The organism is Rahnella sp. 2050, assembly GCF_040544515.1.
Lineage (GTDB): Bacteria > Pseudomonadota > Gammaproteobacteria > Enterobacterales > Enterobacteriaceae > Rahnella > Rahnella aceris.
Genome location: NZ_JBEPKE010000009.1, coordinates 43,355 through 54,930 on the forward strand (window position 1 = coordinate 43,355; position 11,576 = coordinate 54,930).

12 protein-coding genes are annotated in these 11,576 nt (G+C 51.9%); 1 reads left to right on the forward strand and 11 read right to left on the reverse strand.

The window, feature by feature from the left end; all coding sequences use genetic code 11:
* Window positions 1-91: 91 nt before the first annotated feature.
* The 10 genes from ugpB to ABIC79_RS22705 form a co-directional block, all read right to left on the reverse strand.
* On the reverse strand, window positions 92-1,405 hold the full coding sequence (gene ugpB, locus ABIC79_RS22660) for a sn-glycerol-3-phosphate ABC transporter substrate-binding protein UgpB (RefSeq protein WP_013577459.1): 1,314 nt from the start codon (window positions 1,403-1,405) through the stop codon (window positions 92-94).
* A gap of 202 nt (window positions 1,406-1,607) precedes the next feature.
* On the reverse strand, window positions 1,608-2,087 hold the full coding sequence (locus ABIC79_RS22665; protein ID WP_013577460.1) for an Hcp family type VI secretion system effector: 480 nt from the start codon (window positions 2,085-2,087) through the stop codon (window positions 1,608-1,610).
* Between the two features lie 15 nt (window positions 2,088-2,102).
* On the reverse strand, window positions 2,103-2,351 hold the full coding sequence (locus ABIC79_RS22670) for a hypothetical protein (RefSeq protein WP_013577461.1): 249 nt from the start codon (window positions 2,349-2,351) through the stop codon (window positions 2,103-2,105).
* A complete protein-coding gene (locus ABIC79_RS22675; protein WP_013577462.1) occupies window positions 2,338-3,018 on the reverse strand; it encodes an Ssp6 family T6SS pore-forming effector in 681 nt (226 codons plus the stop codon). Before ABIC79_RS22675 ends, ABIC79_RS22670 begins: the two co-directional genes overlap by 14 nt.
* Window positions 3,019-3,279: 261 nt before the next feature.
* A complete protein-coding gene (locus tag ABIC79_RS22680) occupies window positions 3,280-4,467 on the reverse strand; it encodes an aminotransferase-like domain-containing protein (protein WP_013577463.1) in 1,188 nt (395 codons plus the stop codon).
* A gap of 131 nt (window positions 4,468-4,598) precedes the next feature.
* Window positions 4,599-5,300 (reverse strand): high-affinity branched-chain amino acid ABC transporter ATP-binding protein LivF, encoded by a 702-nt coding sequence (livF, locus tag ABIC79_RS22685; protein ID WP_013577464.1) that lies wholly within the window; start codon window positions 5,298-5,300, stop codon window positions 4,599-4,601.
* Between the two features lie 27 nt (window positions 5,301-5,327).
* The gene (livG, locus tag ABIC79_RS22690) at window positions 5,328-6,098 is read right to left on the reverse strand and encodes a high-affinity branched-chain amino acid ABC transporter ATP-binding protein LivG (RefSeq protein WP_126125259.1); all 771 of its coding nucleotides are present in this window, start codon (window positions 6,096-6,098) and stop codon (window positions 5,328-5,330) included.
* Complete coding sequence (locus ABIC79_RS22695; protein ID WP_037035404.1) at window positions 6,095-7,384, reverse strand: high-affinity branched-chain amino acid ABC transporter permease LivM; 1,290 nt, start codon at window positions 7,382-7,384, stop codon at window positions 6,095-6,097. Before ABIC79_RS22695 ends, livG begins: the two co-directional genes overlap by 4 nt.
* Entirely contained in the window at window positions 7,381-8,307 is a 927-nt protein-coding gene (livH, locus tag ABIC79_RS22700; RefSeq protein WP_013577467.1) for a high-affinity branched-chain amino acid ABC transporter permease LivH, read from the reverse strand. Before livH ends, ABIC79_RS22695 begins: the two co-directional genes overlap by 4 nt.
* A 162-nt stretch (window positions 8,308-8,469) precedes the next feature.
* Window positions 8,470-9,582 carry a branched-chain amino acid ABC transporter substrate-binding protein gene (locus tag ABIC79_RS22705; protein ID WP_013577468.1) on the reverse strand — a complete coding sequence of 371 codons (1,113 nt, stop codon included), beginning with the start codon at window positions 9,580-9,582 and terminating at the stop codon, window positions 8,470-8,472.
* A 403-nt stretch (window positions 9,583-9,985) separates the two neighbouring features.
* On the opposite strand from ABIC79_RS22705, the gene panM reads away from it, so the two are divergent.
* Window positions 9,986-10,366 carry an aspartate 1-decarboxylase autocleavage activator PanM gene (gene panM / locus ABIC79_RS22710; protein ID WP_119262173.1) on the forward strand — a complete coding sequence of 127 codons (381 nt, stop codon included), beginning with the start codon at window positions 9,986-9,988 and terminating at the stop codon, window positions 10,364-10,366.
* A gap of 77 nt (window positions 10,367-10,443) precedes the next feature.
* Here panM and rpoH read toward each other — a convergent pair whose 3' ends face one another.
* The gene (gene rpoH, locus ABIC79_RS22715) at window positions 10,444-11,301 is read right to left on the reverse strand and encodes an RNA polymerase sigma factor RpoH (protein ID WP_013577470.1); all 858 of its coding nucleotides are present in this window, start codon (window positions 11,299-11,301) and stop codon (window positions 10,444-10,446) included.
* Window positions 11,302-11,576: the final 275 nt, after the last annotated feature.

Genomic DNA, 11,576 nt, shown 5'->3' on the forward strand with positions numbered 1-11,576 from the left:
GGGAGGTTGGGAGGGGGTTTGGCAAGCGACTGAGTTGTCTTTAATACCCCACCCCAGCCCTCCCCTTCGCAGGGGAGGGAGCAAAACTGGATTACTTAGTAGAAGCTTCGAAGCGACGTAACAGTAAGTTCCCGCGCTGTACTGCAGTGTCTAACGCTTCTTTGGCCGTTTTCTTGCCGCTCCACACGCTTTCCAGTTCTTCATCCAGGATGGTACGGATCTGAGGCATGTTGCCCAGACGCAGACCTTTGGTGAACGGCAACGGTGGCTTGTTCAGCATCTGGCGGGTGGCGACGTCAGAACCCGGGTTCTTCTCGTAGAAGCCTTCTTTCCTGGTCAGCTCATACGCGGCAGTCGTCACCGGCAGATAACCGGTTTTCTGATGCCATTCGGCTGCGATTTCCGGCGTGGTCAGGAATTGCAGGAATTCGGCAACGCCTTTGTAGGTGTCTTTGTCTTTGCCGTTCATCACCCACAGGCTTGCACCGCCGATGATGGCGTTTTGTGGTGCGCCTTTGATATCTGCGTCGTAAGGCATCATGCCTACGCCGTAGTTGAATTTAGAATACTGACGGATGTCAGCCAGTGAACCGGAAGACGCGGTAGTCATCGCGCAATCGCCGTTATAGAACTTGGCGGTGGATTCGTCTTTACGACCAAAATAGGTGAAATCACCTTTCTTGTTCATATCTTCAAGCATCTGGATGTGTTTGATTTGCTCTGGTTTGTTGAATTCCAGAACCGCATCGGTGCCATCGAAGCCGTTGTTTTTGGTGGCGATTGGCAGACCGTGCCAGGCACTGAAGTTCTCAATCTGGATCCAACCCTGCCAGCCGCTGGCGTAACCACATTTCATGCCCGCTTCACGCAATTTCTCGGTGTACGCAGCCATATCCTGCCAGGTTTTCGGCGGCTGATCCGGGTTCAGACCGGCTTTCTTAAAGGCATCTTTGTTGTAATACAGCACCGGCGTGGAGCTGTTGAAAGGCTGAGACAGCAGACGGCCTTTGGAATCGGAGTAATAACCGGAAACGGTCGGCACGAACTGGGAAACGTCTTCTTTAATGCCCGCATCGCTGAACACTTCGTAAACCGGTTTGATGGCTTTGCTGGCCATCATGGTCGCGGTGCCCACTTCGTAAACCTGCAAAATCGCCGGCGCATTACCGGTGCGGTACGCGGCAATACCGGCCGCCAGGCTTTCATCGTATTTGCCTTTGTAGACAGGCATGATTTTGACATCAGGGTGCGTCTGGTTAAAACGGTCCGCCAGCGAGTTCACTTCTTTGCCTAACTCGCCGTCCATAGAGTGCCAGAAAGGGATTTCTGTCACAGCGAAAGCATTGGCGCTGAAAGCCAGCGTCAGCGCGGTGCCAATGACCGTTTTTTTGAGGTTGATGAACATGCCTGTCTCCTGAATTCTGCTGGTGTGCTGCAAGTGCAGCCTGAAGTAAGCCGGGTAGAGTCGGGAGGTAAAATGACACGGAAAAATGACAATAAGGTTACGGGAAAGTTAAGCGCGGATGACAGGCAGATGGCAGAAAATGAGGTTCATGCCGGTTAAACGTTAGGAAAAACCGTCCGCAGGACGGCTTATCTTATTAGATTTATGCTACGGTGCGTTCATTCCAACTGTCTTTAAATATTATGTTCCCATCGACATATTTCCATTGAATTGACTCATAGCGCATTTCAATATTTTCCAGATGCGTTCCTGTTCCCGAACCGGGATGAAGGCTAGGAGTAATTCCGGTGATCTTCACATTTTCCATGCGAATGTTGAAATACTCTGCTTCTACACCCGCGTCTAATATGTGATACATCTTAAACTCAGCGGATTTAAGCGTAATTCCCTGACTAATCGTACGGTAAAGTATTGGCGTCGTGCGATCAAATTCCTTTTGAAATAATATCGGTGTATGAATACGCGTACCTGTCAATTTCCCAGTATTTCTATCCGTCGGAACTGTCAGGTGGTGTGAAAGTGATTTCACTTCAATAGAACCCACACGCCCGTGAACATTACAACTTCCGATAACAGGAGAACCATTTTCATCCGTTAACCACAAATAAGCAGGATTAGACATTTTTATTTCCTTAATTTAATGTTTCGGCTTTTTTTTCCTATAGCCTTCTATTTTTCCGATGCACTTTGATACAAAGAAGAAACAAACCAGCCATCCTGCGGCATAAACGAATTTCATAGGCCACACAACTGGCAGCATAAGGCTTCCGATTAACCCGCCAACAAAAAGCACAGATTCAAAAAAATCCCATACGTTGACGACGGCAAATATCACCCATTTCGCTGCGCCTTTTGCGACAACAAGAAGCGGTTTATTGTGTGACATGCAGTTTTCGCCCTACAGCATCGATTATCCTGTCAAACGCAGGCTGTCCGCGCGTAGCACCTATGTGCACCGCATCAATGAACGGCTTAACAGCGGGTTCAAAAAGAAAGTAGGTAAGGTCATAATCATGGGGTCGAAGGAGCCAGTAAATCTCCGGTGCTTCGATGGCAAGGCTTTCTGATTTTCTTATTGAGCGCTCACTCATTCCCCCTATAAGCAAAATCATCGTCACCCTGCCAATCCAGTTTTTGGCACTTTGTGCACCGATAAATGACACTCTCGCCAGCACAGCAGCACCAATCACCGCAATAAGTTTCGCGGTAAGTAAACGCCCGGCAATCGAGGATGCCACGCCACGATAGACATTATTTTGTTTGGTCACTGAAGCATATTTATCGAATTCTTTAAATATGATCTCTACCGCATTTGTTATATGCTTGTAATTGAGTATGTCATTATGTATTGCTTCAGCCATGCGAAAACGCTGTGTCTGATGTGCAAAACGGGAATCTGTATCAAAATATCCTATGGCCAGGTAACCCATATCTAAAGGAACGGTAAGCGCTCCATTTATTAATCCGGTAATTGTGGCTGGGGACATGATGATATCTGAAATTCTATTTGCAACATCGTCTATATCACTTGAAACGTTATTGATATCTGCCACGATAAACCTCCCTGATTTCGTGTTGACATGACCTTAATACAATAAGGGTTAAATGACCAAGTGTTATAAATTCAATTTTTTTTATTAAATGTGCGGTATACCGTGGAATATCAGGGAGCAATATGAATGAGGTACTGTACCTGCCAGCAACTGCCCCTGGCTGTCTGGCAGATAGAGGTTTACCCTTAAACGACCCCACTTTTTCTGGCGCCAGAGCGACGGAGCAAAAATAAAGCGCCTTAGATGAGAAATACGGGAAAATTACAGGGCGCGTTTCAAACGGGCGACTGCCTCGTGCATTTGCTCTTCGGTCGCGGTGGCGAATGACAGACGGAAGGTCGAGTGATCCGGATTATCGGCATAGAAGAATTCCCCCGGGACAAACACCACGCCCTGCTCCAGCGTCTTTTTCATCCAGTCAGCGCAGTTACGCGGCTCGCGGAAACGCGCCCACAGGAACATGCCGCCTTTCGGATATTCAAACGTCAGCACATCGCCCAGCTCGCGTTCCAGCAGTCCGGCCATGATCTGGCATTTATTTTTATACGCCGCACGGATGGTTTCGATCTGCTTCGGCAGACGACCCAGACCGAGATAATATTCCGCAATGGTCTGCGACAGCGCGCTGGCATGCAGATCTGCGGCCTGTTTGATGATGGCGACTTTATGCAGCAACCAGTCTGGCATAATGACCCAGCCCAGACGCAGGCCCGGCGCCAGAATTTTGGAAAACGTTGAGGTATAGATGATGTTATCCGCGTGACCAAACATCGCTTTCGACAGCTCAAACAGCGTCGGCTGGCGTTCGTCGGTGAAACGCAGTTCGCCGTACGGGTCATCTTCTACAATCAGGAATTCGTGCTGTGCTGCCAGTTTCACCAGTTGCTCACGACGGGCACGGCTCAGGGTTACGCCGCTCGGGTTTCCGAACGTTGGCACCAGATACACGCCTTTAATCTTCTGCGTTTTTAGGCGTTCCGCCAGCTCATCAACAATCATGCCGTCGCCATCAGAACCGACGGACAGCAGTTTAGCTTCAGCCAGTTCCAGGGTTTGTAACGCCGCCAGATAGGTCGGGCGCTCCACCACGAAAACATCATCGGGGTTCACCACGGCGCGCATCACCAAGTCCAGCGCCTGCTGGGAGCCTGCAGTGACCACGATATCTTCAGGCTGCGCAACCACACCACGCTCCTGACAAAGCTCAGCAATACGCTCACGCAGCGTATAACTGCCTTCGGTCAGACCATACTGGAATGCATGTTCCGGCTGTTCAGTAATGGCCAGCTGTGTGGCTTCACGCAGGCCGTCGAAATCAAAAAGCGCCGAAGAAGGAATACCACCCGCCAGCGAAATAACGCCTTCCATCTTGCTATGTTTCAGCAATTCCCGGATGGCTGAACTTTTAAGCCTGACCATACGGGCGGCGAGTAAACCTTCTGTGTTCATGACATGTTCCTGATGATGTGCAAAGTTATACGAATGTAAGAGATGTTAATTTATAGACAAAATAAAAACCGCAAAGCGCTTGCCGTGCGGTTTGTTAGATTTAACACAGATTTTTAAAATCCGATGCCAATTTATGCGCCAAGATAGGCCGCACGCACCGCTTCGTTCGCCAGCAATGCCGCACCGGTATCTTCCAGCACCACATGGCCATTCTCCAGAACGTAACCACGATCAGCGAGTTTCAGCGCCTGATTGGCGTTTTGCTCGACCAGGAAGATGGTCATTCCTTCTTCGCGCAATTGCTGGATAGTGTCGAAAATCTGCTGGATGATGATGGGCGCCAGCCCCAGCGACGGCTCATCGAGCAGCAGCAAACGTGGCTGGCTCATCAGCGCACGGCCAATCGCCAGCATCTGTTGCTCACCGCCGGACATGGTGCCTGACCGCTGCACGCGACGCTCTTTCAGGCGCGGGAACAACGTAAACACGCGCTCCAGCCGTTCCTGATACTGATCGCGTGTGGCAAAGAAACCGCCCATCGCCAGATTCTCTTCCACCGTCATGCGTGAGAACACGCGGCGGCCTTCCGGCACAATCGCGATATCGCCACGCATGATTTTGGCGGTCTGCCACTGCGTGATGTCTTTCCCTTCGAAAATAATCGAGCCATTCGTCGCACGTGGTTCGCCACATAAACTGCCAAGTAGTGTGGTTTTACCCGCGCCGTTCGCGCCGATCAGCGTGACGATTTCCCCTTTATTAATACTCAGGCTGACTTCATGCAGCGCCTGAATTTTGCCGTAATGGGCGGATACCTGATTAAATGACAACATCTTGTTCTGTCCCTTAGCCTTCGCCCATTAACCTTCGCCTAAATAGGCGCGGATCACGTCAGGATTATTACGAATTTCAGCCGGTGTGCCTTGTGCCAGCGGCGTGCCCTGATTCACTACGTAGATGCGGTCGGAAATACCCATTACCAGTTTCATGTCGTGCTCAATCAGCAGAACAGACACGTTGTGCTGGTTACGCAATTCGGCAATCAGCTGGTTAAGCTCTTCGGTTTCACGCGGATTAAGACCGGCCGCCGGTTCGTCGAGCATCAGGATTTCCGGACGCGTCACCATGCAGCGGACAATTTCCAGCCGGCGTTGCTGGCCGTAAGCCAGATTACCCGCCTGACGGTTTGCCAGCTCGAGCAATCCGACACGTTCCAGCCAGTCAGCAGCGCGATCCAAAGCATCGGCTTCAGCGCGACGGAAGCCCGGCGTTTTGAACAGCCCAGCCAGCACGCCGCTTTTCAGGTGCTGATGCTGCGCGACCAGCAGGTTTTCGATCACCGTCATTTCACGGAACAGACGCACGTGCTGGAAAGTACGTACCACGCCCATGCGGGCAATTTTCTGCCCCGGTAAACCTTCCAGATGCTGATCACGCAGTTTAATGGTGCCGCCGCTCGGTTTGTAGAAACCGGTCAGGCAGTTAAATACCGTGGTTTTACCGGCACCGTTCGGGCCGATCAGCGAAACAATTTCGCCCTGATTGAGGTTCAGCGCCACATTGTTGACCGCCAGCAGGCCGCCAAAACGCATCATCAACCCTTCAACCGCTAACAGAGGTTGCGAACTCATGCCTTTTCCCCCTGATCCGCGATTTGTTGCTTAGACAGCTTCAGTTTCAGTTGCGGGCGCTTCATCGGCAGTAATCCCTGCGGACGCCAGATCATCATCAGCACCATTAATGCGCCGAGCAGTAACATGCTGTACTCGTTGAGATCACGCATCAGTTCGCGGGAAACCACCAGCAAAATAGCCGCCAGAATGACTGCAAACTGCGAGCCCATCCCGCCGAGCACGACGATAGCCAGCACGAAAGCGGATTCCGCAAAGGTGAAGGATTCCGGGCTGACAAAGCCCTGACGCGCCGCAAACAGCGTACCGGCAAAACCGGCAAACGCAGCGCTGATGGTGAACGCGGTCAGTTTGATGCGGGTCGGGTTCAGGCCCAGTGAACGGCAGGCAATTTCATCTTCACGCAAGGCTTCCCATGCACGGCCGAGCGGCATACGCAGCAAACGGTTGATGATGAACAATGTGGCAATCACCAGCAACAGCGCCACCATGTACAGGAAAATAATGCGGTCGCTGGGATCATACGTAACATTAAAGAAGTTGCTGAAGGTATCCCAGCCGCCGTCGCGCGGCGTACGGCTGAATTCCAGCCCGAACAGCGTGGGTTTCGGGATCTGGCTGATGCCGTTCGGTCCGCCGGTCAGTTCGGTATTATTGAGCAGCAGGATGCGGACGATTTCCCCAAAGCCCAGCGTCACAATCGCCAGATAGTCACCGCGCAGCCGCAGAACCGGGAAGCCAAGCAGGAAACCAAACGCCGCCGATACCAGACCGGCCAGCGGTAAGGCTTCCCAGAATCCGATGCCGTAATAGTGATTGAGCAGCGCGTAGGTGTAAGCGCCGATGGCATAAAAGCCGCCGTAACCCAGCACCAGCAGGCCGGACAATCCGACCACCACGTTCAGACCGAGGCCGAGCATTATGTAGATGAGCGTCAGCGTGGCGATATCCACCGTGCCGCGCGAGACGATAAACGGCCAGGCGATAGCGGCGATAATCAGCACCAGCGCCAGCAGTTTTTGTTTCGGCGTCGAGCCATCAAAGCTCGGCAAAACCCAGCCCGGACCCGAGACCTTTTTCAGGCCGCTGCTGACCATCGGGCGGAATAGCTGGAATACGAACACGATGGCGCAGCCGATGGCAATCCACGTCCAGCGCACTTCACCGGCGCCGTTGACCACCAGTTTTGTGCCGTCGAGGCTCAGCTGCAATCCCATGATGAATGCGGCCAGCACCAGCAGGACGAAAGCGGAGACCAGCGCATTTAACAGATTCAGGCGCTTCATACTTTCTCAACCTCCGGACGACCCAGAATACCGGTCGGCAGCACCAGCAACACGACGATCAGCAGTGCAAAGGAAACCACGTCTTTGTATTCGGTGCTCAGATACGCTGAGGTCAGCGCTTCAGCCACGCCCAGAATCAGGCCGCCGATCATCGCCCCCGGAATACTGCCGATCCCACCAAGAACCGCGGCGGTGAAAGCTTTCATACCGGCCATGAAGCCGATATACGGATTGATTACGCCGTAGAACTGACCGAGCAGAACGCCCGCTACGGCCGCCATTAACGCGCCAATGACGAAGGTTAGCGAAATCACGCGGTCAGTGCTGATCCCCAGCAGGCTGGCCATTTTGAGGTCTTCGGCGCAGGCACGACAGGCGCGACCCATACGCGAATAACGGATGAACAGCGTCAGCGCCAGCATCGCGACAAACGTGACGACCCAGATAATCAGCTGCATGGTGCTGATGGTCGCCGCAAAGCCGTTGGTTTCACCCAGTTTCCACTGGCCGGTCACCAGACTCGGTAAGGCGAGATCGCGTGAGCCCTGCGTGAGGCTGACGTAGTTTTGCAGAAAAATTGACATCCCGATGGCAGAAATCAGTGCAATCAACCGCTTGGAGTTACGCACCGGCTTATACGCCACGCGTTCAATACTCCAGCCATAGGCACTGGAAATTACAATCGCGGCGATAAAACCGGCACCGATCAGCAACCAGCTGGCGTCGATACCCATCATCATCAGGGCGGCGATAACAATAAAGGAGACATAACTGCCGATCATATACACCTCGCCGTGGGCGAAGTTGATCATGCCGATAATGCCGTAAACCATGGTGTAACCAATGGCGATCAGCGCATAAGTACTGCCCAACGTGACACCGTTGAACATCTGCTGAATGAAATAGAGGAACTGCTCTGACATACCCTATCCTTATTAATCAAGGGTTTGATAACTTGTGCTACTCCTCCCCCTGCGAAGGGGGAGGTTGGGAGGGGGTTTTGCAAACAACGCCGTTGCCATTACTACCCCACCCCAGCCCTCCCCTTCGCAGGGGAGGGAGCGGAGAACCACTTTGGTGCGGTTTTATTTGATTGGGGTAGACGTGCCGTCTTTATGCCATTCGAAAATGCCGAATTCGAATCCTTTCAGGTCACCTTTTGCATCCCAGCTCAGCGGGCCCATCACGGTATCCACTGGCGCTGATTTCAGGTTTTTGGCGATATCTGCCGGTTCCATGCTGCCGCTGCGTTCCATACCGGTAGTCAGCGCCTGCAATGCGGCGTAAGTCGTCCAGACGAACGGACCGGTTGGATCCAGTTTCTTGGCTTTCAGGGCATCCACAATTGGCTGGTTAGCCGGTACCTGATCATAACGTTTTGGCAGGGTCACCAGCATGCCTTCAGAAGCATCACCGGCAATGTTAGACAGTGAGGAGTTGCCCACACCTTCCGGGCCCATGAATTTAGCTGCCAGACCGGCTTGTTTTGACTGACGCAGGATCTGCCCCATTTCCGGGTAATAGCCGCCGAAATAAACGAAATCGACGTTTTCTTTCTTCAGACGCGCCACCAGTGTGGAGAAGTCTTTGTCGCCTGCGGTCACGCCTTCAAACAGGACAACGTTGCCGCCGCCTTTTTTCAGCGCATCCTGTACAGAACGGGCCAGGCCTTCACCGTATTGCTGTTTATCATGCACCACGGCGATACGTTTTGGTTTGATAGTGTCGAGGATGTATTTCGCTGCGGTCGGGCCTTGATCAGAATCCAGGCCAGTAGTGCGCATCACCATTTTATAACCACGGGTGGTCAGGTCAGCGTTAGTCGCCGCCGGGGTGATCATCAGCACGCCTTCATCTTCATAGATGTCGGAAGCGGGCTGAGTGGAAGAAGAACACAGGTGACCGATCACGTAACGAATACCGTCGTTGATCACTTTGTTGGCAACCGCAACGGCTTGTTTCGGATCACAGGCATCGTCATATTCCACGCCAACCAGTTTGTCGCCCTTCACGCCGCCTTTGGCATTGATATCAGCGATCGCTTGTTTTGCCCCCGTAAACTCCATGTCACCGTACTGGGCGACCGGACCTGACATAGCACCGACAATGGCGACTTTGATGTCTTTTGCGAACGCCGCCTGACTCATTGCTAATGCAATACACCCTGCCAGCCAGATCTTACCCTTTGTTACTTTCATCCGATTACCCCGTTCATGTGTGTGTTGTGGTTTGCTCTTTGTTGCCTGTTCAAAACATCATCACTTAGGAAATTTAGTATAAGTAATAACGAGTTACCGGCTTATTTCGTCTTATTTTCGAATAAGACTTTATAATTCATATCATTAAACAGGAATTTTCTTCTGCAAATCAAATAGCACAATCAGAAATATGAGGTGTAAACAGAATTTTATTTGGCTGAAAAGGCGGTGTAGATTTAAACAATCAGTCGTTAACACTGGCTTTATTGATTAAAGCCAACATTTATCGCTTATGCAGAGATCACTAAAAAACTTTTCGACCTGTTACTGTACAAAAAAAGTTACGCCCGATTTCTGGTGGATTCCGCTACACTGACGCTCCCTTTTTCTGACCTTGCGCATCATGAAATTAACTATCCAAAAACTGACGTCGCTCAGCGTGCAGGACCTGATCGACCTGGCAAAAATCTGGCCGGAGCAAACTGAAAGTGACTGGCAAGCCAGCCTGCAAAATAACCGCGCGCTGTTCGCTGCGGTGTTTAATGAACGCATTCTGGGCGCAGTGAAAATCAGGCTCGACGGTAATCAGGCTGAACTGAGTGATTTGCTGGTGCGCGAAATCACGCGCCGTCGCGGTGTCGGATTGTATCTGATGGAAGATGTGCAGGCGCAACTGCCGCAGGTGGAAAGCTGGACGATGAAAGCGGATCCGGAACCCGTGCTGGATGCATTTATGCTGGCCTGCGGTTTTGTACGTGAAGGCAATGTCTGGAAAAAATCCTGAGCACAGCCTGCCCGCGCGGATTTTCAGTCATAAAAAAAGCGACCCGAAGGTCGCTTTTTCGTTTTGCGTTGCGGGGATCAGGCTTCGATCGCCATACGCAGTTTTTTCATCGCGTTCTTTTCCAGCTGACGAACACGTTCTGCAGACACACCGTATTTATCGGCAAGCTCCTGCAGGGTCGATTTGTTTTCGTCGTCTAACCAGCGGGCACGAATGATATCCTGACTGCGTTCGTCCAGACCTTCCATTGCAGAGGAAAGTTTGTCGGTGGCGTCCTGATCCCAGTTATCTTCTTCGATAGTTTCTGCAAAGTCAGAACTCTTGTCTTGCAGATACAGCATCGGTGCCATCGCTGCGCCGTCGCGTGGTTCATCATCCGGCGTCGGATCAAACGTCATGTCCTGTGCGGCCATGCGTGATTCCATTTCCAGCACATCTTTGCTCGTCACACCCAGTTCGCGGGCGACGTGCTCGACTTCGTCGTGGCTGAACCAGCCCAGACGCTGTTTGTTCTTACGCAGGTTGAAGAACAGCTTACGCTGCGCTTTGGTGGTAGCGACTTTCACGATGCGCCAGTTACGCAGCACATATTCGTGAATTTCCGCTTTGATCCAATGCACGGCAAAGGATACCAGACGGACACCGACTTCCGGATTAAAACGGCGAACCGCTTTCATCAGGCCGATATTCCCTTCCTGGATAAGGTCTGCCTGAGGCAAACCGTAGCCTGAATAGTTGCGGGCAATGTGAGCAACAAAGCGCAGGTGAGACAGGATCAGCTCTTTCGCTGCTTCCAGATCACCGTTGTAATGCAGCCGTTCAGCCAGCGCCCGTTCTTCCTCTGCGGTGAGCATAGGATAGGCATTGGCCGCCCGAACATAGGCTTCCAGGCTACCTTGGGGTACTAATGCTAAAGTGCGCATTTCTTTGGTCATTAAAGCCTCTCATGTATGACGTAATGCAGGTTTTATACCACGTTGCTGCGGGATGATACCGCGACATTGCTGGCCTTAAAGGCGACAACAAAGCAACGCCGAGCCCTTCATATTCGCTGCTCTACGACCACGAATTTTACATAAAGTTCACGGAAAGATTCAACAGTCTGAAGACTGTAAGTGACAGACTGACTATTGGATAGTGAATTTGTGCCATTACGGGGAAAGCAGGAAAATGATGTGGCGGGCTGACCTGAAACAGCTTCCCCCTGAGA